The organism is Tabrizicola sp. (assembly GCF_036781545.1).
Lineage (GTDB): Bacteria > Pseudomonadota > Alphaproteobacteria > Rhodobacterales > Rhodobacteraceae > Tabrizicola.
Genome location: NZ_DAIQAT010000002.1, coordinates 53510 through 80289, shown reverse-complemented (window position 1 = coordinate 80289; position 26780 = coordinate 53510). Strand labels below are relative to the sequence as shown.

At 64.6% G+C, this 26780-nt stretch carries 17 protein-coding genes and 1 pseudogene; 12 read left to right on the top strand and 6 right to left on the bottom strand.

The window, feature by feature from the left end; translation table 11 throughout:
• From V7Q39_RS01085 to V7Q39_RS01075, 3 genes are all read right to left on the bottom strand, one after another.
• On the bottom strand, positions 1 to 1536 hold the full coding sequence (locus V7Q39_RS01085) for an ABC transporter substrate-binding protein (protein WP_333814357.1): 1536 nt from the start codon (positions 1534 to 1536) through the stop codon (positions 1 to 3).
• 163 nt (positions 1537 to 1699) lie between these two features.
• Complete coding sequence (locus tag V7Q39_RS01080) at positions 1700 to 3664, bottom strand: oxidoreductase (RefSeq protein ID WP_333814356.1); 1965 nt, start codon at positions 3662 to 3664, stop codon at positions 1700 to 1702.
• A gap of 480 nt (positions 3665 to 4144) precedes the next feature.
• On the bottom strand, positions 4145 to 4954 hold the full coding sequence (locus V7Q39_RS01075; protein ID WP_333814355.1) for a helix-turn-helix domain-containing protein: 810 nt from the start codon (positions 4952 to 4954) through the stop codon (positions 4145 to 4147).
• 128 nt (positions 4955 to 5082) lie between these two features.
• On the opposite strand from V7Q39_RS01075, the gene V7Q39_RS01070 reads away from it, so the two are divergent.
• Together V7Q39_RS01070 and V7Q39_RS01065 are read left to right on the top strand one after the other, a co-directional pair.
• Positions 5083 to 5493, top strand: coding sequence for a nuclear transport factor 2 family protein (locus V7Q39_RS01070; protein WP_333814353.1), 411 nt, complete (start codon positions 5083 to 5085; stop codon positions 5491 to 5493).
• A gap of 32 nt (positions 5494 to 5525) precedes the next feature.
• On the top strand, positions 5526 to 7541 hold the full coding sequence (locus V7Q39_RS01065; protein WP_333814352.1) for a CocE/NonD family hydrolase: 2016 nt from the start codon (positions 5526 to 5528) through the stop codon (positions 7539 to 7541).
• Positions 7542 to 8172: 631 nt separating this feature from the next.
• On the opposite strand, the gene V7Q39_RS01060 is transcribed toward V7Q39_RS01065, so the two are convergent.
• Positions 8173 to 9096: a LysR family transcriptional regulator gene (locus V7Q39_RS01060; protein ID WP_333814350.1), complete on the bottom strand. Its 924-nt coding sequence runs from the start codon at positions 9094 to 9096 to the stop codon at positions 8173 to 8175.
• Positions 9097 to 9217: 121 nt separating this feature from the next.
• Here V7Q39_RS01060 and V7Q39_RS01055 point away from each other — a divergent pair, with 121 nt between their 5' ends.
• From V7Q39_RS01055 to V7Q39_RS01035, 5 genes are read left to right on the top strand one after another with little or no spacing between them, the layout of a single operon-like run.
• Complete coding sequence (locus V7Q39_RS01055) at positions 9218 to 10027, top strand: acetoacetate decarboxylase family protein (RefSeq protein ID WP_333814349.1); 810 nt, start codon at positions 9218 to 9220, stop codon at positions 10025 to 10027.
• Positions 10028 to 10068: 41 nt separating this feature from the next.
• Positions 10069 to 11376, top strand: a complete 1308-nt coding sequence (locus V7Q39_RS01050; protein ID WP_333814348.1) for an NAD(P)/FAD-dependent oxidoreductase — start codon at positions 10069 to 10071, stop codon at positions 11374 to 11376.
• On the top strand, positions 11373 to 12941 hold the full coding sequence (locus V7Q39_RS01045; protein ID WP_333814347.1) for a trimethylamine methyltransferase family protein: 1569 nt from the start codon (positions 11373 to 11375) through the stop codon (positions 12939 to 12941). Before V7Q39_RS01050 ends, V7Q39_RS01045 begins: the two co-directional genes overlap by 4 nt.
• Before the next feature lie 46 nt (positions 12942 to 12987).
• The gene (locus V7Q39_RS01040) at positions 12988 to 13365 is read left to right on the top strand and encodes a cupin domain-containing protein (protein ID WP_333814346.1); all 378 of its coding nucleotides are present in this window, start codon (positions 12988 to 12990) and stop codon (positions 13363 to 13365) included.
• Positions 13366 to 13415: 50 nt separating this feature from the next.
• The gene (locus tag V7Q39_RS01035) at positions 13416 to 15068 is read left to right on the top strand and encodes an ABC transporter substrate-binding protein (RefSeq protein WP_333814345.1); all 1653 of its coding nucleotides are present in this window, start codon (positions 13416 to 13418) and stop codon (positions 15066 to 15068) included.
• Between the two features lie 400 nt (positions 15069 to 15468).
• On the opposite strand, the pseudogene V7Q39_RS01030 reads toward V7Q39_RS01035, so the two are convergent.
• Positions 15469 to 15796 (bottom strand): annotated as a pseudogene (locus tag V7Q39_RS01030) (hypothetical protein); the annotation flags it as partial.
• A gap of 737 nt (positions 15797 to 16533) precedes the next feature.
• Here V7Q39_RS01030 and V7Q39_RS01025 point away from each other — a divergent pair.
• Genes V7Q39_RS01025 through V7Q39_RS01005 form a run of 5 tightly spaced genes read left to right on the top strand, consistent with a single transcriptional unit; the run spans position 16534 to position 24686 of the window.
• The gene (locus tag V7Q39_RS01025) at positions 16534 to 17724 is read left to right on the top strand and encodes an acyl-CoA dehydrogenase family protein (RefSeq protein ID WP_333814344.1); all 1191 of its coding nucleotides are present in this window, start codon (positions 16534 to 16536) and stop codon (positions 17722 to 17724) included.
• A 13-nt stretch (positions 17725 to 17737) separates the two neighbouring features.
• Entirely contained in the window at positions 17738 to 19306 is a 1569-nt protein-coding gene (locus V7Q39_RS01020) for a class I adenylate-forming enzyme family protein (RefSeq protein ID WP_333814343.1), read from the top strand.
• 11 nt (positions 19307 to 19317) lie between these two features.
• Complete coding sequence (locus V7Q39_RS01015; protein WP_333814342.1) at positions 19318 to 20673, top strand: MmgE/PrpD family protein; 1356 nt, start codon at positions 19318 to 19320, stop codon at positions 20671 to 20673.
• Positions 20670 to 22220 carry a trimethylamine methyltransferase family protein gene (locus tag V7Q39_RS01010; RefSeq protein WP_333814341.1) on the top strand — a complete coding sequence of 517 codons (1551 nt, stop codon included), beginning with the start codon at positions 20670 to 20672 and terminating at the stop codon, positions 22218 to 22220. Before V7Q39_RS01015 ends, V7Q39_RS01010 begins: the two co-directional genes overlap by 4 nt.
• A 45-nt stretch (positions 22221 to 22265) precedes the next feature.
• Complete coding sequence (locus V7Q39_RS01005; RefSeq protein WP_333814340.1) at positions 22266 to 24686, top strand: GcvT family protein; 2421 nt, start codon at positions 22266 to 22268, stop codon at positions 24684 to 24686.
• Positions 24687 to 24774: 88 nt separating this feature from the next.
• On the opposite strand, the gene V7Q39_RS01000 is transcribed toward V7Q39_RS01005, so the two are convergent.
• Positions 24775 to 26763 (bottom strand): CocE/NonD family hydrolase, encoded by a 1989-nt coding sequence (locus tag V7Q39_RS01000; protein WP_333814339.1) that lies wholly within the window; start codon positions 26761 to 26763, stop codon positions 24775 to 24777.
• Positions 26764 to 26780: the final 17 nt, after the last annotated feature.

The following is a 26780-nucleotide window of genomic DNA, read 5'->3' as shown; positions in this document are numbered from 1 at the left end:
TCAGGCCGGCTTGAAATCGCTCAACAGCGGCATCGCGTTCGGCTGCAGCGCGGGCACCACAGAGTTGCGGTATTCCACACCCACGACCTCATGCGTCAGGAAGACATACTGGCCGCTTTCCTCCATGATGTCCTGCATCCGCTTGTAGATCGTGTCGCGGGCCGCCACGTCCAGCTCGACCTGGCCCTTGGCATTCAGCTCGTCGAACTCGGCATCCGAGAAGCGTTCCCAGTTCCAGATGCCGACCTGCTCGGTGGTGAACCATGCGGTCGCCCAGCTGGGATCGGGCTGCATCGAGAAGCGCGAGATATACATCTGAAGCTTGTTCCAGGTGTCACCGTCCTTCGAGCCTAGTGTCCAGAAGGTGCCGGAATCGTGCTGCTTGATCTCGCAGGTGATGCCCACATCCGCGAGGTTGGCCTGAATGACCTGCGCAGCCGTCAGACGCTCGGTCTTGTTCAGGATCTCCAGGGTGATGGTCAGACCTTCGGCGCCTTCCTGTGCCAGCAACTCACGCGCCTTGTCCGGGTCGTAGGTGTAGATGCAGGCGTCGCGATGGCCGGGCAGGCCCGGCGCGATGATGCCGGTCGAGGTGGCGGCGGCGCCGTAATAGGCCGCATCGACCACCGCCTTGGTGTCGATGGCATATTGCACGGCGCGGCGGATGTTCGGGTTGTCGAACGGCGCCACATCCTTGTTCAGCCCCATCCAGACGAAGGCCAGCGAGGGCTTTTCTACCACTGTCGCCTCGGGCGGCGGCGTCTCTTTCAGCCGGCTGATCGAGGAAACCGAGGTCCAGGTGTAGTCCAGATCGCCTGCCTCGAAGCCCAGCTCGGCGGTCTTTTCGTCCTCGATGGGCGTGATGTGGATTTCGTCATAGGCGCCCTGTTCGTATTTCCAGTCCGGGTTGCGGACCAGGATGGTCTTCTGCTTGGGCAGCCATTCCTTCAGGATATAGGGGCCGGATTGTGCCACCGGCTTAGTGGTGATCTTGCCGCCCAACTCGGTCACCGCCTTGCGCGACACGATGATCCCCGAACTGCTGGGCAGCGTCGAGGTCCAGAGCGGCGCGAAGGGGGCGTTCAGGTGGATCAGGCCCGACAGCGTGTCCTTGACCTCGACCTCCTTCAGCGTCGCCCAGTCGCCGGCATAGGCGCTTTCCGAGGCCGGGTCGGCGATCCGCTCGATCGAGAATTTCACGTCATCGGCGGTCAACTGGCCATAGCCGTCGGTGAAGCCCAGTTGATCCTTCAGCTTGAAGGCCACGGTCAGCGGGTCAAGCTGCTCGATGCTTTCGACGGCAGAGGGCTCCCAGCCCCACACATCGCCAGCCTTCGGCGCGACCAGCTTGGTGTAGATGCAGTTCATGATGTCCAGCTCGGGCGCGGCAAGCATGAAAGCCGGGTCGAGGATTTGAAGATCGCTATAGGAACGGACGCGAAGGATGCCACCGGTGGCTGCGCCCGCTCCACGCGGGAAGACCAGCGCAGAGAGGCCAAGCGCCCCTGCGCCGGCAAAGAGCTGCCGGCGATTCACGGCGAAAGAATTCGGTCTGGTTTTCGTCATTCTAGTGTCCCCCTATTTGGGATTGTCGTTTTCTTTGCAGTCAGCTTGGAAGCAATGGACGCATGTGTCTAGTCAAATCCCGCCCCCCGGATGCCGCTCCCGGCCGCCGGTATCCGCGGGGGGCCGGGAGCCGTCATGCCGCCATCCCGGCGCGTGCGCCCTCCAAAACCGCTTCCTCCACCGAACGCGCGCAAAGGGCGTCGCCCGCCACCAGCATCGGCAGCGCAAGCCCCTCCAGCTCGTCCTCAAGCCGGGTGTCCGAAGCGCCGCCGTGGCTGAGGACCAGGTTGTCCACCCCGGCGAATTCCACGACCGAGCCGTTGATCGCATGTTCAAAATAGGCTGTCCCGTCCTGGAATCCGCCCAGCCGCATCAGCGGGTCCACCCGGACGCCAAGGCCGTGCAGAACGCCAAGAGCATGACCCTTCGTCGTCCCCGGCAGGTTGTCTCCGGGGTTGAAGCCAAGCGCGCAAAGCCGCACCTCATGCCCTGACCGGGCCAGCCTCTCGGCCAGTCCGACGCCAACCCAATCCAGCGTGCTGTCCGCGATCAGGACGCTTTTGCCCAGCCTGACCGGACTTTCCAGCAGGTCCCACCCATGAAGGACCGCAGGATCGTCATCGCCGGGAAAGACCGGACGGGCGGGCAGGGCGCCCGTGGCGACCACGATCACCCCCGTCCTCTCGCGCAGCACCAGATCGCGGGTGACAACGGTATTTAGCCGGACCTCGACACCAAGGCGGGCGATCTCGGCAATCAGGTTCGTGGCCACACCGCCGAATTCGCTCCGGCCCGGCAGGCGTTCCGCCAAGCGGATATTGCCGCCAAGACGGGGGCGCGCCTCGCACAGCACCACCCGATGCCCGCGACGCGCCGCCGTCACTGCCGCCTTCATCCCCGCCGGGCCACCGCCCGCCACCAGCACCCGTTGCGGCCTGGCGGCCGGCTTGATCGAGAACTCGGCCACCCGGCCAGTCTCGGGCCGCTGGATGCAGGTGACGAAGCCGCCCTTCTTGCCGTGGCCGATGCAGGCCTGATTGCAGCCAACGCAGTAGCGGATATCCTCGGTCAACCCGGCCTCGGCTTTGGCGGGCATCGCGGGATCGCAGATCAGCGCACGCGTCATTCCCACCAGATCGGCGCCGTTTCCGGCCAGAAGTGCCTCGGCCACCTGCGGATCGTTGATCCGCCCCGTCGCCAGCATCGGCTTGCCAATCACTCGGCGGAGCGATGCGAATTGCGCTTCGGCATAGCCCGCCGCAAAGGCCATGGAGGGCGCGACATGGACCAGCCCGTCCAGCGTGGCGCAGGACCCCGGAGTGACATGGATGAAGTCGACTTCCTCCAGCGCAGCCACTGCCGCCGCCTCTTTCAGCGCATCGGCATGGGTCAGGCCCACCGCGCTCATCTCGTCGCTGGGCAGGCGGACGCCAAGCACCTTGTCGGGCCCGATGGCGGCGCGCACCGTCTCGATGATCTCGCGCAGCAGGCGGAAGCGGTTCTCGAACGGCCCGCCGTAGCGATCCGTCCGCAGGTTCGTGCGCGGGTCCATGAATTGCGAGACGAGGTGCCCGTGATGGGCCGAAATCTCGATCCCGTCGGCCCCCGCCTGCATCAGCCTCCGCGCCGCCTCGCCATAGCTGGCGACGATCTCGGCGATCAGCGCGACGGACATGGCGCGCGGCATCAACTGGTTGGCTTCGCAGCGCACCGCCGAGGCCGACCATATGGGCGCAACGGTCCCGTCCGAGGTGCCGCCCGCGATATCGTCGCGGCCCGGATGGTAAAGCTGGACCAGCACCGGCACGCCCTCGGCATGGATCGCCTCGATGACGGCGCGATAGCCCGGGATGCAATCGTCCGTATGCGCGACCGCATAGCGCCCCGCGCCGATCCCGGTCGGATGGGTCGAGGCTGCCTCCAGGATGATCAGCCCGGCGCCACCCTGCGCACGCTCTTGCTGATATTCGGCGATCTGCTGCGTTTGCAGGCCGTTGACCGGCATGTAGGTGCCATGCGCGGTCGAGACGATCCGGTTCTTCAGCCGCAGATTGCCCAGCATGAACGGGCTGAACAGATGCGGAAACTTGCGGGCCATCGAATGCCCTTTGGCTGGCGTTGCAAGGCCAAGCCTAATCCGCCGCCAGCACCTTGCAGAATTTCGCAACGGGCAAGGGGCGGGTGATTTATGACGCCCTTGCTGCTTCACTTTGCGAACCCCTTGGCCGGATCGCTATCCGGGCCGACTGCCGGTCCGCCCCGGCACGCCTCCATTCGGCGAGACTTTCCGGCTCCGAGAAGAGCAGCCGGAAAGGTCCGGTGGCCGATTCGTTAACGCAGCGGATGCCAGACGCTTGCCATACCATTGCCTGACGGATCCCAGACCATTTCCAGACCTCGATTCCGCAGCTGTTTCAGCAGGTTAATGCAGTCTTCGCCCGCAGGTGTTGCACAACCGGCAAACCACCGAACTCACCCATGAACAGGCCGTGCCCTTCCCGGCAGGCTCGACTGTGGACGGGTGGGCGCTGGCCGGGCCCTGAAGGTCCGTCCCCTGCGGGCTGAATGCCGATCCGCCCTAGCCGGGGGATGCCTCAAGGATCGGCCGGTCGAACGGGGACAGGGCGCCCAGAAGCTCGCGGATGTCATAGGGGATCTGGTCCGCCGGATATTGTCCGCACCTCCGCAGCACCCGCCGCAGGTGAAGCGTTCCTTCGATCCGGTCCAGCACCACCCGCGATGCGGCGGGGGTGCGGCGGTGCATGTCGGTCAGCGACAGGTGCATTCCATAAAGCCGCCGCACCGGGTTGCCATAGGCGGGATAGAGGATTGTCTGGTTCACGACCTCATGCCGCAGTTCCTCTTCCTGCAACACATTCAGCCTGTCTCCCACCTCGGCCACGATGCCGATGTATTTCGATATCTGCTGGATTCTCCCGTTCCGGTCGTGTCGGCGCAGGTATTCGATGTTCTTCCAGACCGCCATGCCGCCCTGCAGCGACATCCTGACAAAGGAGACGGTGAAAAGACCCGGCATCGCGAAGGAGGGGGAATAAAGCAGGTAGTTCCCCAGATAGCGTTCAGGCAACAGGCGCGAGGCAGACTGAAAGCGCGTGACGGCGGAGGGAAGCGCCTCGGCGACGGGGCCTGCCGGACGCAGGACGACGAGGTGGCGGAACTCGTCATGCGGCAACAGCAGTTCGGATTCCGTCACACCGAAGAAATCGCAGATCCGCCGCATGTTGCGCCGCGACGGCATGACGCTTCCGGCGAGGTATTTGTTGAACTGCTGGCGGTTAAAGCCCAGCTTGCGGCAGATTTCAGCGATGGAGCGCTGATAGCTGCACAGAAGCCCCAGATTTCGGGTAAAATCGGTTCCGCCGCCCATTGCCGCCCCTTGGCCTTCGCATTCTGGCCCCGGCCCTGCGTCACCTTGCGCAGGCCCATTGAAGGGATGCGAAGTTCCGAAGCCACGCCACGCCGCCTAGCTTGATACCAATTTCAGGGGAGGGTCAAATGACGCCTGATCAGCTTCTGCACTGGCAGGACCGCTTTGTCAGGGCCTGGGAAGAACAGGATACCGATCTGTTCCTGACCCTCTTCACCGAAGACGCCACCTATCAGGACACGCCCTATACCGTGCCGTTCCAGGCGCGGGACTTCCGCGCCTTCTGGGACGGCCTGGCGCGGGAGCAAAGCGGCAATTCGATGCGCTTCTCCGAAAGCCACCTGCTTGGCGGTGGCAAGGCCGTTGCTTTCTGGACCTGCGAGACCAATACCCTGCGCCGCGGTGGCGAGCGATGCGAGGCCAGCGGGGTGATGCTGCTGACCTTCGCTCCCGACAGCCGTTGCCGGACCCTGCGCGAATGGCAGCACGGCCGGGTGCTTGGCACTCCGGATGAAACGCGCATATTCCCCACGGCCTGATTCCCGCTTTCTCCTTGTCCGACGAGGTTTCCATGAACGCTCCCCGCACCGTCCAAGCCATCGAGAACTTCTGGATTCCCATGCCGGACGGAACCCGCCTTGCCGCACGCATGTGGCTGCCCGAAGATGCCAAGGCCGATCCGGTTCCGGCGATCATCGAATACATCCCCTATCGCAAGCGCGATTTCATGCGCCTGCGCGATGAAAGCATGCATCCGTGGTTCGCCGCGCAGGGCTATGCCGCCATCCGCATCGACATGCGCGGATCGGGCGAATCCGACGGGGTGATGCCGGACGAATACCTTGCGCAGGAACAGCAGGATGGCGTGGATGCCATTGCCTGGATCGCCGCGCAGGACTGGTGCTCGGGCAAGGTCGGGATCATGGGCAAGTCCTGGGGCGCCTTCACCGCCGTCCAGATCGCAGCGCTGTGCCCGCCCGCACTGAAGGCCATCATTCCGGTCATGGGCACCGACAACCGCTATCTGGAAGACATCCATTACTCCGGCGGCACCATGATGATGGACAACCTCTGGTGGGGCAGCATCATGCATGCCTTCAATTCGCGGCCACCGGATCCGGAAATCGTCGGCGACCGCTGGCGCGAGATGTGGCTGGAGCGGCTGGAGGCCAACGACTACTGGAGCGTGGAATGGACCAGGCATCCGCATTGGGATGCGTTCTGGCGCCACGGCTCGGTGGCCGCGACGCCGGACGCGATGGACTGCGCCATCTGGTTCTGGGGCGGCTGGGCCGATCTTTACCGCGACACCCCCTTCCGCATGGCCGCACAGCAGAAAGCGCCGCTGCGCCTGACCATCGGCCCCTGGGCGCATCTTTACCCGCACGAGGGCGCACCCGGCCCGAAGGTCGATTTCTGCGGTCAGGCGCTGCGCTGGTGGGACCACTGGCTTAAGGGCATCGACAATGGCGTGACCGATGAACCCGCTCTGCAAATCTTCCAGACCGACGGCAGCCTGCCCGCGAAATATGTGCCCCGCCGTCCGGGACACTGGTTCACCGAGGCACAATGGCCCACGCCCAATGTCGCCCCCCGGGTCATGCGGCTGGGGCCGGGGCGGCTGGGGAATCGTGCCGAGGCGGCCGAACTGGTGGTTGGCCCCCGCCAGAAAGTGGTCTGGTCGGAAGGGGACTGGGTCGGCTTCGGCGTCGAAGGCGACCTGCCCGGCGACCAGCGGGTGGATGATGGCGATTCCCTCACCTTCACCGGCGCGCCGCTTACCGAGGCGCTGGACATTCTCGGCAATCCCGAACTGGCGCTGGAACTGGAGGCAGATGCCCCGGCGGCCAATATCTCGGTCCGGTTGATCGACGTGGCCCCCGATGGTCGCGAATATTCGGTGTCGCGCGGGCTAGCCAATCTGGCGCAGAACGCGGACCGTTCCGCTACCGTGCCCCTGGTGCCGGGGCAGCGCTTTGCGGCCACCGTGCAGTTGCACGGCATCTCGCACCGCTTCCTGCCCGGTCACCGGATCAAGATAGCGGTCTCCAACGGCTACTGGCCGATCATCTGGCCAGCGGCGGGTGCCGCCTCATTGCGGCTTTTCACCGAAAGCGCCGCACTCACCCTGCCGGTCCGCACCCCTCCCCCGGGCGAGGCGCCGATCGAGTTGCCAGCCCCTCCGCCTGCCGCCGCCACGCCCCCCGGCCGCACCACCCTGCAACCCGGCCGGGTGGAACGCGATATCCATGTCGACCAGATGACCGGAGAGATCACCCATCGCAGTTTCTGCGACGGCGGCGTTTTCGGCCCCATCGGCCGCATCAAGCTGGACGCCATCGGGCTGGAAATGCACCATGTCACCGAACGCATCTTCCGCATCCGCCCCGATGTCGCGGATTCGGCGCGCTACGAGATGGTGCAAAGCTACGAAATGGCCCGTGGCGACTGGAACATCCGCACCGAGATCTTCGACGCCTGCCACTGCGACGCAACGCATTTCCACATCTCTTCCAAGGTGGAGGCCTTCGAAAACGGCAAGCTGGTCGATGCCAGGACATGGGAAGAAAGCATCCCGCGCCCTTAACCTGCGAACCTGGGTGCGGAAGAGCGATTGACTTGCGACCAGCCTTCGGGCTGGCCGGTAATCTGCTCTCGCCCCAAATCAGAGGTAGGGCAGGGACACTCGCCCTGGAGTTCCGGCCACGGTCTTAGTTCGCGTGATGCCAGTCGCCCTTGCGGCTACCCCGATCGGCAGGGGTTTCGGACAGATGCGATTTTTCAGTCCGGGTGGTGCGTTCCGTCTGGCATACGTCGCTCATCGAAACCATCGTCGGGGACCGTTTCGAGGGCGTTTGGACCGGATCGAGATTGAGTGAGCGGTTTGCCGAAATCACAGCGCATTCGCCGCTTGTGGTGATTGATCTCCATACGATCGGCTTACTGAGGCTGTGATGGGGGGCGTCAAAGCAGTTCGGCAAACCCGTGCCGTTCCCCCGATGATCGTCGCGTTGTGGCGTCGCACGCTGCCACCGCCGGACGACTGCCTACAGGCCCCTCAATCCACGATCCTGAAGCCGACACGCGCGACCCTGAATTCGAACGGAACAGGCTCAGCCCTCGAATGGCATTATTCCGCCTTGTCTCATATGCCCCGAATGCTTTTCGTATCCATGGAACTTGCAATTGCCGTTGGTTGCTCCTTCAGCCGTGCAACTCTATTGCCGGTGCATCTGCTTCAGCCAATTTGCTAGAATTGTCGCAGTTCTTTCGATGACGCTGTTCTGAAGCTCATTGCACCTGATTGCGACATTCCAAGACAGTGACAGGCCGGCCTCGGTAAGTTTTGCAGCCCGAAGCTCTCCATGGCCGAGCCGTGGGGTCAGCGCCCAGCGGGACAGGATGGAAATTCCGATGCCGGCAGAGACAAGCTCGGCAGCGGCTTCGGGCACGGTGATGTTCATCAGCTTCTTGGGGTAGTGCCCCCCGGGACGGAAGAACCTGTCGTATTCAAATCCGGGAAGGATCTCGGAACTGTAGGTGACATGCACTTCCGGGGCCAGATCCCTGGCCTCGACAACAGCATGGCCGGCCAGATCGTGATTGGGACTCATCACGCAAACCAACTCGTCGGTGAAACACGGCAGCACGACGACATCCCGGTCGGAAACCTGTCCCGGCAGCAGTACGATATCCACCCGTTCATCGCGAAGGTAGTCCAAGGGGCGGTGGGTCGCCTCGCCCACGACTTCGAGGTTGGTCTCCGGGCTGACCGCTTCAAGGTAGGAGATGAAGTCGGGCAGCCAGGCGAAGAAGCTGTAGGTGCCGATCCCGAAGCGCACGACCGGGCCGATGCCGCGGCCGATCCTTGCGGCGTCGATCTCGGCGCGGCTCATCTCGTCGAAGACCTTCTCGGCGGCGCGGACCAGGCGCACCCCGGCCTCGGTCAGCCGCATGCTGCTGCCGACGCGCAGCGTCAGGCGGATGCCGAGGCGCCGCTCGGCCTCGCGGATGCGGTGCGAGACGGCGGAAGGCGTCAGTCCCAGATGTTCCGCTGCGGCCGAGGCCGTGCCCCACCGTGCGACTTCATGCAAGACCGCCAGATGACGGATTTCCAGCCGCGAGGCGCCGGGTTGAAACATTCTCAATAACTCACGCCATATTATTCACTTTTTTCATCATCTGGCCGCGATACTGTCAAGCCCGGGAAGGATGGCCAGATGTGGTGGCCGCCCTTCCGGGATGGTATGAAAAGGGTGGGGAATGGCAAAGATCACGGATCTCAAAGGGTTTTCTTACCCCTCGCCGAAGGGCATCTCGAATGTGGTCGGCAATCTGCCCTGGCATTTCGGGACCGAGCATATGTGCATCGCCTACCGGACCGATCCGGCGGCGCTGGCGGCGTATCTGCCCGAGCCCCTGGAGCCGAGCAGCGAGCCCGATCTGGTGATCGTCGACTTCGGCAAATGGTACAGCCTCTGGGACCAGCCCGAGCAGGCGATCATCAACCCCGAGCGGACCTGGTATCAGGAAACCGTCCACTGGATCGGCTGCCGCTATCAGGGGCAGGATGCGCGGTTCTGCGTGCAGACCTGGGTGAACAAGGATTTCAGCCTGGTCCGCGGCATGATCATGGGGTTCAACAAGCGGTTCGGCGAAACCTACAAATCGACCTATCAGTCGCAGAATCCGGGGATGCCGGCGCTCGGGCCGGGGGCAAGCATGGGCGCCTACACCGCCAGCCATGGCGAGCGCCTGTTCGAGGGCCGGCTGGATATCGAACGCGCCATTCCCTACGAGGAAATTCCCGCGCTGATGCAATGGCCGCAGATCAACCTGCGCTATTTCCCCTCCATGACGCCGGGCGGCAAGCCCTCGGTCTGCGAATTGCTGCGGATCGAGGCCACGGATTTCCGCAAGGGCGTGGCCTTCGCCGGCAAGGCGCAGCTGAAGCTGATCCCCAGCGTGCTGGAAGAACACACCAATCTGGAAGTCCGCGAGATCCTCGGCGGCACCTATTTCGAGAACGGCTGCACGATCACCGGGGGCACGGTGCTGCACTCCTGGGTCTGACGCCCACCGGCCCGCTCCGAATCTCCGAACAGAAGGTCACAATGCAACACGTCCGATTTCTTCCTCGCTTCGATGACGGAAATGGCTGGTTCAACATCCTGCCGCCGCCGCCTCCCGCGCGCGAGCTTGAAGGCGATGTGGTCGCCGACTGGCTGGTGATCGGTGCGGGCTATGCCGGTCTCTCGGCCGCGCGCACGCTGGCCGGGCATTTCCCCGACAAGCGCATCGCGTTGGTCGAGGCGGATCGCGTCGGGCGCGGCACGGCGGGGCGCAACGCGGGCTTTGCCATCGACCTGCCCTTCCTCGGCGAGGCCCATGCCGATCTGGCACGCGGCCGACGCATCCTGGCGCTGCACCGGGCGGGGCAGGCGGAACTCGACCGGCTGGTCCACGAACATGGCATCCATTGCCAGTGGAGCAGGCGCGGCAAATACATGGTGGCTGTCGGCGCGCGGGCCCGGAAGGTACTGGAAAAGACGCAGGACTTCCTCACCGCCCTCGGCGCCGAAAGCACCCCGCTTTACACCGAGGCGCTGAAGGAGCGGCTGGGCACCGGCCACTATCGCATGGGTCTCTATTCGCCCGGCACCTATCTGATGAATCCCGCGGCGCTGACCCGGGGGCTGGCGGCCAGCCTGCCGGAGAACGTCCTGCTGTTCGAAAGCTCGCCCGTCGTCGAAGTCCGGTTTCAGCCCGAGATCCTTGCGCGCAGCCGGAAGGGCAGCCTGCGCGCAAAGGGTGTGATCCTGGCGACCGACGGGTTCACCGAAGCCTTCGGGATCGCGCGCCACAACCTCTTCACCATCATGTCCTTTGCCAGCCTCACCAGCCCGCTGGCCGCCGACGCATCGGCGAGACTGGGCGGGACCCCCGACTGGGGCGTCCATCCGGTCGGCCCGGCAGGCCCTACGATACGGCGCACGCAGGACAACCGGATCTGGCATCGGATCGGATTTGCCTATTCCGCTACCGTCAGCGCCTCTGCCGCCGCCATCGAAAGGCACCGCAAGCGCCATATCGCCGATTTCATGGCCCGCTTCCCGCAGCTTGGCGAGCCGACTTTCGAACACACCTACGCCGGCGGCCTGTGCATGACCCGCAACACCGAACCGCTGTTCCAGCGCCTCTCGGACAACGTGTTCGTCGTCGGCGGTCAGAACGGCATCGGCGTGTCGAAGGGCACCATCCACGGCAAGCTGATTGCCGATTGGGCGGCGGGGAAGACATCGGAGCTGCTGGACCACGCACGCGCCTATGGCGTGCCCAGCAAGGTCCCGCGCGAGCCGTTCCTTGGGCTCGGAGTATCGGCGCGGCTGCGGCTGGAAGCCTGGAAAGGACGGATGGAGTGAATGAGTCGGTCAATCAGGGCACGGTGCCGTTGGAAAATGCCGGGCGGCGCCATCGCCGCGGGCAGCGAGGGAAGGGCGCGCTGACGCAGCCGCCATGGTCGCTTCTGCAAAACCCGCTGCCGCCCGTCGAAGTGCTGAGCTTGGATCAGGTCGAGACGATCCGCCTGGCGTCGCTGCGCCTGCTGGCCGAGGTGGGCATGGAGATGCACGATCCCTGGGCGCGGGACGTGATGAAGGCCGCCGGCTGCACCGTCGATCACGGCACGATGCGGGTGCGGTTCGACCCGGCCTTCGTCGAAGAGCAAATTGCTAAGGCGCCGTCGGAATTCACCCTGCGGGCGCGCAATCCGCAGCACAATCTGGTCGTGGGCGGCAACAACGTCAACATCGGCTCGGTCATCGGTCCGCCCTATTGCAGCGACCTGGATCAGGGGCGGCGGAACGGCAGCACGCAGGACGTGCGCAACTTCGTGCGGCTGCTGCAATCGCTGAACACCATCCACTACGTCTACGGTACGCCGTTCGAGGCCATGGACCGGCCCCCGGAAATCCGCCACCTGCAGGGCTACATCAACGGGATCGAGCTGACCGACAAGGTCTGGGGGTCCTGGATGCTGGGCCGGTTCCGTGCCGTCGATGCCATCAACATGGCCTGCATGGTGTTCGACACCGACCGGGACGGGCTGCGGAAAAACCCGGCGCTGATGGCGAACATCAACACCAACTCTCCGCTGGTGCTGGATGCCGCCATGACCCACGGCGCCCGGGCCTTTGCCGAATGCGGGCAGGCGGTGATCGTCACGCCCTTCACCCTCTCCGGCGCGATGGCGCCCGCCACCATTGCCGGGGCGCTGGTCGGCCAGAACGCCGAGGCGATTGCCGCGATAACGTTGTTGCAGACGGTCCAGCCGGGGATGCCCTGCGTCTACGGCTCCTTCACCTCGAACGTCGACATGCGCACCGGGGCGCCCGCCTTCGGCACGCCGGAATATGCCAAGGCCGCCTTCGCCTCGGGCCAGCTGGCGCGGCTGCAGGGGCTGCCGTGGCGGTCGTCCAATGCCTGCGCGGCGAATGTCGAGGATGTGCAGGCGGCCTATGAAAGCGAGATGTCGATCTGGGCGACGGTGATGAGCCATTGCAACCTGATGATCCACGGCGGGGGCTGGCTGGAGGGCGGGCTGACGGCCTCGTTCGAAAAGCTGATCCTCGACGCCGAGATGCTGCAGGTGATGACCAGCATGCTGCGCCCGATCGAGGTGTCGGATGCGACCCTTGGCCTTGAAGCCTTCAAGGAGGTGGGGCCGGGTGGGCACTTCTTCGGCGCCGCTGATACGCTCAGCCGCTACGAGGATGCCTTCTATTCCCCGCTCGTGACCGACTGGAGCAACTATGAGAACTGGCGCGACAGGGGAAGCCTGACCGCAACCCAACGCGCCAACGGTATCTGGAAGAAGATGCTGAAGGACTACGAGCCGCCGCCGCTTGACCCCGACCTGCTGCAGGACCTGCAGGCCTATGCCGCGCGCCGCGAAACCGAGATCGCGTCGGGGATCGGGGTGGAATGACGAGGGCCGGATTTTCAGACAGGCAAGCAGACAGGCGGGACATGTGATGACCGAGGTGAAGCTCTTCCGCAAATCCGATCAGGATATCGTCCCCGGCCCGAACGGCGCGGCGGTGCAGGGGCTGGTCAACACCTCCTTCAGCAGCCAGATGGGCGCCGGGATCGGCGTGTTCGAGAATTGCGCGATGGAATGGACCGTCACCTATGACGAGGTGCTGTTCATCCTGGACGGCCGGTTCCGCCTGAAGACCCGGCAAGGCACCTTTCACGCCGGACCGGGCGATACGCTGTGGATCCCCGAAGGCACCTGGCTGGTCTACGAGGCCGATGCCCCCGTCACCTTCTTCTATGCGGTTGCGCCGGTCTCGGGGTCGCCGACCACGGGCGTTGCCCAAAGCCATCCGACCACCGCTCCGATCGTCTAACGCGTTCGACCCGTTCAACCCATCCGGCGACCCAAGCAAGGAATGCGACAATGAACACTGATATCAAGGCTGGCGCTCCGATCCATGTCGCGGCCCAGGCCTATTCGGAAGAAGTCCGCCGCGGCACCCTGAGCCGCCGGGAATTCCTGACCCGCGCCACTGCGCTTGGCGTAACCTCCGGCGTCGCCTATGGGCTCCTGGGCGTCGTCGCCCCCCGGCAGGCGCAGGCCCAGCCGACGCAGGGGGGAACGCTGCGCATGGCGATGGAGACCAAGGCCCTGAAGGACCCGCGCACCGCCGACTGGGGCGAGATCTCCAACTTCACCCGGGGCTGGCTGGAATATCTGGTGGAATACGAACCCGACGGCAGCCTGCGCGGCATGTTGCTGGAAGGGTGGGAGGCGAACGACGACGCCACCGAATATACCCTCGCCGTCCGCAAGGGCGTGAAATGGAACAACGGCGATGATTTCACCGCCGAGGATGTGGCCCACAACATCGCCCGCTGGTGCGACGGCACGGTCGAGGGCAATTCGATGGCCGGGCGCCTGTCGGCCTTGGGAAACCCCGAGACGAAGAAGCTGCGCGACGGGGCGGTGACGGTCGTGGACGGCCATACCGTCAAGCTGGCGCTCAGCGTGCCGGACATCTCGATCATCGTCACGATGGCGGATTACTCGGGCGGCGTGGTCCACCAGAGCTATGACAACAGCGATCCCTCGCTGACGCCCATCGGCACCGGCCCCTATCTGCCGGAAACCAACGAGGTCGGCGTGCGTCAGGTCCTGGCACGCAATCCCGACCATCTCTGGTGGGGCACCGAGGTCTATGGCGGGCCCTATCTGGACCGGATCGAATACATCGACCTCGGCACCGATCCCGCGGCCATCCTTGCAGCCGCCAACTCCGACGAGATCGACGCGACCTACCAGACCGCGGGCGACTTCGTCGGCGCCTTCGATGCCTTTGGATGGATCAAGTCCGAGGCGGTGACGGCCGGCACCCTGACCGTGCGGTTCAACCAGCTTGCCGAAGAGTTCAAGGATGTGCGCGTCCGCCGCGCTATGCAGATGGCCGTCGACAACGCTGCGGTGCTGGAACTGGGCTATGCCGGGCTCGGGTCGCCGGCGGAGAACCACCATGTCTGCCCGATCCATCCCGAATACGCCAAGCTGCCGCCGCAAGTGGTCGATCCCGCAGCCGCCAAGGCGCTGATCGACGAGGCCGGCCATGCCGACACCGAGTTCGAGCTGATCTCGATCGACGACGCCTGGCAATCCGGCACCTGCGATGCCGTCGCGGCCCAGATCCGCGACGCGGGGATCAAGATCAAGCGGACGGTCCTGCCGGGGTCGAGCTACTGGAACGACTGGCTGAAGTTTCCGTTCTCGGCCACGGAATGGGCGATGCGGCCGCTGGGCGTGCAGATCCTCGCGCTGGCCTACCGGACCGGCGAGGCCTGGAATGAATCCGCCTTCGCGAACGCCGAGTTCGACCGCCTGCTGGACGAGGCGATGGCAATCCGCGACAATGCGCAGCGCAGCGAAGTGATGGCGAAGATCGAAAAGATCATGCAGGACGAAGGCGTCATGATCCAGCCCTACTGGCGGTCGATCTACCGCCATATGAACGCCAGGGTGAAGGGCGCCGACATGCATCCGATGCTGGAGCATCACCACTATAAATGGTCGATCGATGTGTAGGCCCGGTCGTCCGGAACTGTAGGTCTCATCATTGCCCCGATAGGTTTCGGCGGGATGACATGCTGGGCCATGTTGCAGACGAAGTGGTTCTGAACGCTGCAGAACGCGGTCTTCCGAGGCGCAAGGTCGGCGGCAAAGCGCAGGATCGCACCGAGATCGCCGCGAAGGACGATGGCCAGTTCTCCGTCGTCCGCACCAGCGTCACCTGCTCGACGAGGGATCGGAAGGTCTCGGCTGGCTGGGTGCGGCCCTCTGCGTCCTGCGTTCCGCCTTGCGGGCCCCCAGCTTCTTCATGTCGTCGATGATTGATGGAAGTGGGCCTCCGGCTTTCAGGGCGGACGGAAGCTTACCCAACTCGCGGTCTGGGCGTTCCAACTCCCCTTTCAGCCCTCCAGGTCGGTACCCCGTTGTCGGTCAGCACCGTGTGCAGCCGATAGGGAACGGCAGCAATCAAGTCCTTTTCGACAAGCCGGGTGAAGGCGAACTTGCTGGTGCGGTCGATGGCCACGAAGAGATAGAGCTTCCCTTCAGCGGTTTGCACCTCAGCGATATCGATGTGGATCGAGCCTGCATGTTCGCCATCGGTTCGAGAACCGTCGGCGAGGGTCTATGGGATAGCGCTTGAACTGCTGCCGCTTCGGCTTGTCTCCTTCTACATCGGGCAGGTGGGAGATACCGTGCCGTTGCAGGCTCCGATGCAGCGCCGAGAGGGTCAGGTGCGGGATTGTCTCTGCCGCGTACGGCCGCATCGAGCAGCGCATTCCTGCGGACCCAAGACCATGACGGATTTATGCAACGCGCTGTCGATCAAGTACGGCATGAGCGCAATCGCATCGTATTAAGCTCGACGAGTTCACGTGGTGCGGTAGCAACCGCTCCTCCGGTCTTCGGGGTGGAAATGGAAACGCTGCGCTTCATCGAGGAAACTGCCGGGAAGCAGTCGACGATCCTCCGGGGGGGTGCATGAGCCGTCTGTACCGCGATCTGAATTTGCCGAGCTGCAGCAGTATGGACGAGGGCAAAGACGATGCTGCTGGTCGCCGTGTCGATACCTTTACCCTTGGTGGACTGTGGAGCGCGGGGTTGGGGGTCTTTGCCGCTGTGTGCAACCCGGCGCCGACCCATCTCGCTATGCTGTGCGGCGCGACGCCTCTCGCCCGGCCCAACAGCGCGGGGGTGAAGCGGTGGGCGATGATCTACGGCACGCCTGTGGTGATACCGCACTGGTACCGAGCGCGGCCTGACCTTCTGGGGCGGCTCGCGCATCCTCGATCCGTTCGGGCGGGAGCTGGCGGTGGTCGGCAGCGGAGGAGAGATCCCGCCGAACTCGATTACGGCCGCCTGCGTCACGCGGCACCTGCTGCCTACGCTCCGAGATGCCAATCTGCCTCGGGTGCTGACCGGGGCCCAACGGCTGGCGTGCGAACTGGGTACCTCCGATCCGCAAGACAACCCCGGGCCTGACATGCACGATTTCTTCCTGACCGACGAGGACCGCGCCTTCCGCGCCGAATTGCGCGACTTCATGGCGCGCGAGCTGGCCCCCCGGGTCGATGCCATCGAGCGCAATCAGGATTTCTCGACGCAGACCGCGGTGGCCCGCGCGCTCGGCGAGGCGGGCTATCTCAAACTGATGTTCACCGACCTTTACTCTGGGCCGCTCTCCGCCCCGGGCCTGACCCATGCGGTGATCGTCTCGGAGGAAGCCGCCTATCTGAACTACGCGTTCGAGACCACCATCGCCACCGCGCTGTCCTGCGCCTATCCGATCCACCGCCACGCCCGTCCGGCGCTGCGCGAGCGTTACCTGACCCCGATCCTCGAAGGCCGCGCGGTCGGCTCGATCTGCATGACCGAGCCCGGGGTCGGCTCGGACAGCGCCGGGATGACCACCCGCATCCGTTTCGACGACAGCACCCGCGAATGGGTGATTGACGGCTTCAAGCGCTATATCTCGAATGCGGGCGAGGCTGATGTCTATATCGTCTGGGGCATCACCGACCCGGACCTGCCGCCGCAAAAGGGCATGAGCGCGGTGCTGGTGCCCGCGGGCACCCCCGGCCTGTCCGTCCCGCGGCTTTATGATTTCATGGGTCGGCGCGGCTCGGTGGTGGGCGAGGTGACGCTGGATCAGGTGCGCGTCCCCGAAGAGAACCTGCTGGGCGAGGTGAACCAGGGCTTTGCCATCATGCTGGGCGCGTTCAATTTCGAGCGGGTGATCCTCGGCGGCTCGGGCCTCGGCGTCGCGCGCGCGGCTTTCGATCTGGCGAAGGACCACGCCCAGAGCCGGGTCAGCTTCGGCCAGAAGCTTGGACAGAAGCAACTGATCTGGGACATGGTGGCGCAGATGAGCTGGCGCATCGACGCGGCGGAGCTGCTGACGCACCGGGCGGCGAAGATGTATGACGCAGGGCTCGGCGGCAAGGATCTGATGCGCGAGGCGAGCCAGGCCAAACTGGTCGCCAGCGAGACGGCGGTGTTCTGTTCCGACCGCGCGGTGCAGATCCTCGGCGGCGATGGCGTCACCCGGCAATATGGAAGGGTGGAACAGCTCTACCGCGACGCCCGCGCGCTGCCTATCGTCGGCGGCACGTCCGAGATGTGCAAGTACCTGATCGCGGCGCGCGAGATGCCCGCGATCCGCCCCAATCTCTGACAGGGGAAGCGCCATGCACATCGCCCGCATCCTCGAAGCTTCTGCCGACCGCTACCCCGACCACACCGCGCTGGTATTCGAGGAGCGGCGCTGGACCTATGCCGAATGGCTGGGCCGGGTGCTCCGCTTCGCGCAAGCGCTGTCCGACCTCGGTGTGCGACCGGGCGACCGTGTGGCCTTCTACGTCTCGACCTCGGAGAATTCGGTCACCACCTATTTCGCCTGCCAGATCCTCGGCGCGGTGGCGGTGCCGATGAACTTCCGCCTCTCGCCCGGCGAGGCCGCCTATATCCTCCAGGATTCCGGCGCTCGGGTGCTGGTCTACGGCCGCAGTCTGACCGAGAACGCGCTGAAGATCGCGGCACAGCTTCGCTCGGTCCACGACTATATCGGCTGCGCTTACGATCCGGTGAATATACCGCAAGGGCACCACCATTTCGATACTCTGGCCGAGACCCCCGACAGCAACGAGCCGCGCCCCTCGCCCGCGGGGGATGCGATTTCCTCACTGGTCTACACCTCGGGCACCACCGGACGACCCAAGGGGGTGATCCACACCCACGCCAACGATATCGCCATCGCGATGAACTGCGTGATGGAATATTCGCTCAGCCACAGCGACCGCGCGCTGCATATCGCGCCACTCTATCATGTCGGCGGGATGCAGGCCTATTTCATCCCGCATTTGATGGTTGGCGGCACCAATGTGGTAACCGGTCGCTACGAAGCCGACGGCACCCTCGCAACCATCGCGGCCGAGCGTATCACCACGCTGTTCGCGGTGCCGACCCAGATTCAGGAGATGCTGTTCCAGCCGGATTTTGCGCGCCACGATCTGTCGTCGCTGCGGCTGATCACCACCGGCGGTGCGGCGATCTCCTCGGCGACGATGGAACGGGTGCGCACCGAATTCTGCCCCGGCATCTTCAACGGATACGGTATGACCGAGGCGTCACTGCCTTTGCTTCTTCGCCCCGAGGATGTGATGCGCAAGCTTGGCTCCTGCGGCAAGCCAACGCTGATCTCGGAATGCCGGATCGTAACCGATGACCTTACCCGCGAAGTGCCGCCAGACGAATGCGTAGCTCGCGGTGAGATCGGCCAGCTCATTGTGCGTGGACCGCAGGCCATGAGCGGGTATTGGAACAAACCGGCTGAAACGCAGAGGAAGCTCAAGGCCGGCTGGATTTACACCGGAGATCTGTTCAGCCAGGACGATGAGGGATTCTATTATTTCCATGGCAGGGCCGACGACATGATCGTCTCGGGCGGCGAGAATATCTATCCGCGCGAGGTTGAAGAGATTCTCTATCACTGCCCCGGCGTGCAGGAGGCTTCCGTTGTGGGGCTGCCGGATCCGAAGTGGGGGCAGATCGTCATGGCCTGCATCGTAAGGTCAGATCCAGATTTGACCGGTGAAATGCTCGATGTGCATTTCAAAGCGAGCAATGAGCTCGCCCCCTACAAGAGACCGAAGCGCTACGAATTTCTGGATGCCTTGCCGACGAATCCGAGCGGCAAGGTGCTGAAGCGCGAATTGATCATCCGCTACGATACCTCCATGCCGAAGGTCGGCGTCTAAAGGACAAGACAATGGGACTGATATTCAGCGACTTTCTGCACGATACCAAGGCGACCACGATCCCCGGGGAAATTCTGTCGCAGGGGAGGCGATGGCTGCTTGACCTGCTGGGAGTTGCGGCGGGCGGCACTTCTACGCGCCTGTCGCAGATCATCCGCGACCACGCGGCGGAACATTTCGCCCCCGGTCGCCGCAGTGCGCGGATGCTGTTCGACGGGCGGGTGGCAAGCCCGCTGGGTGCGGCCATGGCCGGGGGCATGACCATCGACTCGCTTGACGGGCATGACGGGCATAAGCTTACCAAGGGCCATGTCGGCTGCGGCGTCCTGCCGGCGCTGTTGGCCCTGACCGAGGCCGAAGGGCAGGACGACGATCGCGACTTTCTTGCCGCGTTGGTGGTGGGATACGAGATCGGTACCCGCGCCGGGATCGCGCTGCATCGTACTGCCTGCGACTATCACACTTCGGGCGCATGGATCGCGGTCGCCACCGCCGCGCTGGGCGCGCGGGTGCTGCGACTGGACACGGCCACGACCCGCGAGGCCGTTGGCATTGCGGAATATCATGGGCCGCGCAGCCAGATGATGCGCTGCATCGATGCGCCGACCATGGTCAAGGACGGTTCCGGCTATGGTGCAATGGCGGGGGTCTCGGCTGCCTATCTTGCCGCCGACGGCTTTACCGGCGCGCCGGCGATCACCATAGAGGGTGCGGATGTCGCCGATCTCTGGTCTGATCTCGGCAGCCGCTGGCGCATCACCGAGCAGTATTTCAAGCCCTTCCCGGTCTGCCGCTGGGCGCAACCCGCCCTGCACGCGGTGATGACTCTGCGCCAGGACCACCGACTGACCTCGGAAATGGTGGAGCAGATCTCCGTCACCACCTTCCATGAGTCCAAACGTCTGGCGATCCGACTGCCCGCGACCACCGAAGAGGCGCAGTATTCCACGGCCTATGCGGCGGCGGTGGGGCTGGTTCATGGCACCGTCGGCCCCGATGACGTTGCCGAGGCGCGCTTCGGCGACCCCGAGGTGCGGCGCCTGGCGGGCGGGATGATTGTGGAGGAAAGCGAAGCCTTCAATGCCGAGTTCCCGGCCCGCCGTTTCTCGCAGGTTGAACTGCGTCTGAAGGACGGCCGTGTGCTGAACTCCGGCCCGACCGAAGCGCCCGGCGACCCGGAGACGCCCGCACCCATCGAGGAGATCCGCGAGAAATTCTACCGCTATGCGTCCCCGCTGGGCGCTGTCCGCGCCGGTGCCATCGACAATGCAGTATCATCGCTTGGCAAGGGCGAAGGGATGCAGTCCCTGCGACAGCTTGTGTCTGCGCCGCTGCCTGCCGGGCGGAAAGAAGGAGCACCGATATGACTGCCGACGAGACCACCACAGCCCGTCGCAGCGCGCGCCGCAACAAGGTGTCGCGCGGCGGGGGCCGTATCCCACAATTGCCGTGGCGCGATGTCCAACTGCCCTGGTCTCCGATCGCAATCGCCGACGAAGAGCAGGTCGAGGCCATCCACACCACTTCGATGCGGATCCTCTCAGAACTGGGAATCCGCGTTCTCAGCACAAAGGTAATGGACCTCTTCGAGGCGGGCGGCGCACTGGTCGACCGCGAGACCGGCACGATCCGCATCGGCGAAGAGATCGTCAACGAGGCACTGCGCACCGCGCCCGAACGCTTTACCCTGACCGGCCGCACCCCGTCGAAACGGCTGACCATCGGCGGCAATCACATGGCCTTCGGCCTGGTGGCGGGGCCGCCCAACGTGCATGACTGCATCAACGGTCGCCGCACTGGAAATCTGAAGGACTACGAGAACTTCATCCGGCTGGCGCATTATTTCAACTGTATCCACCTGATCGGCAATCAGGTCACCGCCCCGCAGGAACTGCCTGCGAACAGCCGCCACCTCGACACCTATCGCGCCAACCTCACCCTCAGCGACCTGTCCTTCCATTGCACCGCCATCGGGCGGGGCCGGGCGACGGACGGGATCAACATGATGGCGATCGCCCGCGGCATCACCCCGGCAGATATGGCCGAAGCCCCAGGCGTGATCACCATCATCTCTGTCAACTCGCCCCGCCTGCTGGACGGCGAGATGGCCGAGGGGCTCATCGCCATGGCCGAACACGGCCAGCCGGTCGCGGTCACCCCCTTCACGCTGATGGGAGCGATGACTCCGGTCTCCTTGCCCGCGGCCCTTGCCCAGCAGAATGCCGAAGCCCTGTTCGGCGTGGTGCTCACCCAACTCGTTCGACCCGGTGCGCCGGTGATGTACGGGGCCTTCACTTCGAATGTGGACATGAAGTCCGGTGCCCCGGCCTTCGGCACGCCCGAGAATACCAAGGCCAATTTGATCGCGGGACAGCTGGCGCGTCGTTACAGGCTGCCCTACCGGACCTCGAACGCAAACGCCTCGAACGCCGTCGATCTGCAGGCGGCCTATGAGACTGCTATGGCAACCTGGGGTGCGGTTGGAGGCGGGGCGAACCTGATCTACCACGCCGCAGGCTGGCTGGAAGGCGGACTGACCGCTTCCTATGAAAAGCTGATCCTTGATGTGGAAATCCTGCAGAACATGATGGAGGTGATGCGGCCAATCGATTTCGGCGAAGAGGAACTGGGGTTCGACACCATCGCCTCGGTGCCGACTGGCGGGCATTTCTTCGGCACGGAACACACGCTGCAACGCTATGAGACCGCGTTCTATGCGCCGATGCTTTCGGACTGGACAAACTATGGTGGCTGGGAGGCGGCAGGCTCGAAGAACGCGCTGACCCGGGCGACCGAACTGTGGCAGCGCGCGCTTGAAGAGTACGAAGAGCCCGCGATGGACCCCGCCATCCGTGAAGAGCTTGACGCCTATGTGGCGCGCCGGCGCGAGGAAATTGGCGCGGATGAGCCCTGACCGGACCGCCGCACCTCAACATTTAGCCATACCAGGACAAAATATATGCGCACCCACGCACAGGCCGTCATCGTCGGCGGCGGACTTATCGGTTGCTCGATCCTTTATCACCTTGCCCGCCTCGGCTGGCGCGATGTGGTGCTGCTGGAGCGGTCGGAACTAACCTCCGGTTCAACCTGGCATGCTGCGGCCAATATCCACGGCTTGCACGACAACACCAACATCTCGCGCCTGCAGCACTACACGATGACGCTTTACAAGCAGCTCGAGGCCGAGACGGGGCAGGGCTGTGGCATCTTCCAGCCCGGCTCGCTTTACCTTGCCCAAACGCAGGAGCGCGAACACCAACTGCGTATCCAGGCCGCCAAGGCCCGCCGCTATGGCATGAACTTCCACGAGGTCACCCGGGCCGAGGCCGAGCGCCTGCATCCGCTGGTTGATTTCGACGGCGTTCGCTGCATCATGTATGAACCCGATGGCGGCAATGTCGATCCCTCGGGCGTGACCCATGCCTATGCCGCCGGCGCGCGCCAACTGGGAGCCGAGATCCACCGCTTCACCCCCGTCACCGGGACAGAGCAGCAGCCCGACGGGACATGGATCGTGCGCACCGACAAGGGCGACATCCGCACGCCCTGGATCGTCAACGCGGCCGGTCTCTGGGCGCGGGAAGTGGCGCGGATGGCGGGCGTTGACCTGCCTCTGATCCCGACAGAGCACCAGTATTTCGTCACCGAAACCATCAGTGAAATCGCTGCGCTGGACCGCCGGCTGCCCTCGGTCGCCGACCGCGACGGGGAATATTACCTGCGGCAGGAAGGCCAGGGGCTGTTGATCGGGGCCTATGAGAAGCAGATGAAGTTCTGGGCCGAAGAGGGTACCCCGCCCGGTTTCGGGCATGAGCTTTTCCCCGATGATCTGGAGCGGATCGAGCCCAACATGATGCGGGCCATCGGGCGCGTGCCCGCTGTGGGCCGGGCCGGGATCAAGCGCGTGATCAATGGTCCAATGATCTGGTCGCCCGATTCCTCGGCTTTGTTCGGCCCGGTGCCGGAACTGACCGGCTATTTCTGCTGCAACGGCATCATCCCCGGCTTCTCGCAATCGGGGGGCCTTGGCAAACTCGCCGCCGAATGGATCGTCGAAGGCGAGCCCTCGCTCGACATGTTCGGCTGGGACATGGCGCGTTACGGGGCCTGGGCAGGCAAAGCTTTCACCAAGGCGCGGGTCGAGGACCAGTATTCGCACCGCTTCAAGATTCATTTCCCCAACGAAGAACGCGCGGCGGGCCGTCCCGTCCGCACCCGTCCGGCCTATGCGATGCAAAAGGAGATGGGCGCAATCTTCGGCCTGAACTTCGGCTGGGAGCATCCCTTGTGGTTCGCCGCAGAGGGCGAGCCGGATCATGAGACCTGCGGCTTCGTGCGGCAGAACTGGTGGGCACCGGTCGGCCGCGAGGCCAGGATGCTGCGCGAGAAGGCCGGTATCATCGACATCTCGAACTTTGCCAAATACCGAGTGGCTGGTCCGGGGGCCGAGGCATGGCTGAATGCCGTCTTCGCAAATCGGATGCCGAAGCTGGCCGGACGCTCCTGCCTCACCCCGTTGATAGGCAAGCGCGGCGGGATCGCCGGCGACTTCACCGTCACCCGTCTGGGCGAAGAGGAGTTCATGGTGATCGGCTCGGGGATGGCCGAGCGGTTCCACCAGCGCTTTTTCCGCGCGGTGCCGCTGCCGGAAGGCACCCTGTTTGAGAGCAGGACAGAGGCGATGTGTGGCTTCAACGTCGCGGGCCCACGGGCACGCGACATCCTCGCCGGCATGACCAATGCGGACTTGTCGAATGAGGCGATGCCCTTCATGCGATCAGCCCGCATCGTCGTGGCTGGCGTCGAATGTGTGGCGCTGCGCGTTTCCTTTACCGGCGACCTCGGCTGGGAATTGCACTGCGACGCGGCCGATCAGGTCAGGCTCTACGCCGCGCTTCTTGAGGCTGGCAAGGCACATGGCGCGGGTCCGGTCGGCAGCCGCGCGTTGATGAGCCTGCGGGTCGAGAAGGGTTATGGCTCCTGGGGCCGCGATTACAGCCCGGAATACTGGCCGCAGGAAAGCGGTCTCGACCGGCTGATCCGCGACGACAAGGAGTTCCTCAACAAAGACGCCTGGGAGAATATCCGCAACCAGCCCGCCCGCGACCAGATGATGATGCTGGAGATCGAGGCGAAGGATGCCGATGCCACGGGCGGCGAGCCAATCTTTCTTCCCGATGGGGCTCCGGTTGGTCAGGTGTCATCGGGCGCTTACGGCTATTCGGTCGGCAAGTCGCTGGCGATCGCCTATCTCAAGGCAGACAAGGTGAAGCCGGGCGATACGGTCGAGGTTGCGATCCTTGGCTTGCCGCACCGGGCCACGGTTCTTTCCGAGCCGCCCTTCGACCCCGAGGGCCGTCGCCTTCGCGGGGGCTGACAGACCCGCAGCCGATGAAGAGAAAGGCGCCCACAGGGCGCCTTCCTTGTTTGATCCGCTCGTATCGAAGGGCTGCCTGCGCCCGCCCTTACTCTTCGCGGCGGAAGACGCAGCGGTCGCCCTCATAGGCCAGAACGCAATTCCGCGTCTCGACGCCAGCTGCCGTTCGCCGCTGAGATGAGCGCACTTCGGTGCGGATCTGCCAGTCGCCCCGGCCAAGAGTCATGGTCCAGTCGGCCTCGACCCAAGCCGAGCGCGGATCATCGGGGCGGATGCCATACCGCTCGACGCAGCGACGCCCGACCTCAAGCCCGTGCGGGGAAAGGCGTTGCAGCCCGTCATCGACCACCACGGTCAGGATCTCTTCACTGGTGATGAAATCCCGTTTCAACTCGCGCCGCATCTCGCCCGGCCGCAATTGTGCGCGCGCGTTTGCGATCGAGGCGGCGGGGGCCTCGAAAATCACGGGGCGCGCGCTGGTCTGCAAGGCATCCGGCTGGGGCAGGCGCAGCGCCGAATGCGCGCAATCGAGGGTCAGGGTGAAAGGCTTCTCTGCCGGCCAGACTGTCGGCCAATAAGTGGTCGAGACGGCGATGCGAATCCTGCGACCGCGGCGGAAGCGATAGGCCACATCGCAGAGTTTTACTTCGACGTCCATCATCTCGCCCGGCACCACCGGCACATGCTGGTCAAAGCCCGCGCGGCTTTCAAGGTTCAGAACGCCATAGGTGACGCGGGCCGAACGGCCCTTCTCGTCCACCTCGTTCAACCGCACAATCACCTGTCCGCAAGTGGCGGAAGAGGCGAGCCGCAACCGCAGCCGCGGCGCCCCCACGACGACAAGCGGCCCGGCTAGCGGCGTGCTGTCGAAAACCACCGAGAGGCCGTCCTCCACCGCCTGATCGGCAGGCTGATCGGCGCAGGCGCCATAGGCACACCACTCTCCGGCGGTCCAGCCCATGGTCTGCAAGGTGTCGACCTCCACCCGCGTGGCCTGCGGCTGCGGTTCAAGGTTCAGGTGGAGAGGGGAAAGCCAGAAGACCTGATCCGCGCCCGGTTCGGCGGAGTCCAGCCCCAGCCACGCGCCGGCCCGCATGTCATGTGCAGGGTCGGTGGACAGGTCTTCCTGAACCCAGACGCGCAGCTTCGCCTCTTCCATGATGCCGCTATCGCTACCCTTCAGCCAATGATCCCACCAGCGCAGGCATTCCTGCAGGAAGCCGATCGCAGGGCCAGGCATTGCCGTATGCGGATAGTCATGGCCCCAGGGCCCGATCAGCCCCAACGCGGGCGCCTTCAGCCCGCGAAGCAGACGGCCCACGGCATTGGTGTAGGAATCCGACCAACCGCCCACCGCAAAGACCGGGCAGTGGATGCGGCCATAGTCCTCACAGACCGAACCATGCCGCCAATAGTCGTCTCGGGTGCGATGCGACATCCATTCACGTAGGAAGAAGTTGGCCTTCTCCAGCCGCTCCAGCCAGATCTCACGCCATTTTTCCCCTGCGATCAGCGGATCGGGCGGGCGGGTCAGATCGGCATAGAGCGTCTGCGACCAGGTGAAATTCGAACTGAGTTCGACGCCGCCCATGTAATGCACGTCGTCGGCATAGCGGTCATCGGTGGAGCCGACCGTGACAATGGCCTTCAATGCCTCGGGCCGGTGCGCCGCGATCTGCAGGCCGTTGAAGCCGCCCCAGGAGATTCCGATCATCCCCACCGCGCCCGAGCACCAGAGCTGGCGGCTCAGCCATTCGATGATGGCAAGCCCATCTCGCTGCTCCTGCGCGGTATATTCGTCGGTCAGGATGCCCTCGCTGTCGCCCGACCCCCGGATGTCGACGCGGACCGACGCATAGCCGTGACCGGCGAACCAGGGGTGCATCCGCTCATCCCGGCGCGACATGCCATCGCGCTTGCGATAGGGGATAAGCTCGAGGATGGCGGGGACCGGCTTCGCCTCTGCATCAAGCGGCATCCAGATGCGGGCGGCAAGGCGGGTGCCATCGGGCATCGGGATCCATTGGTTCTCGATCTCCTGGATTGAATGCGGGAAATCTGTCTGCTCGGCGGTCATGGGATCAGGCTCTGGTC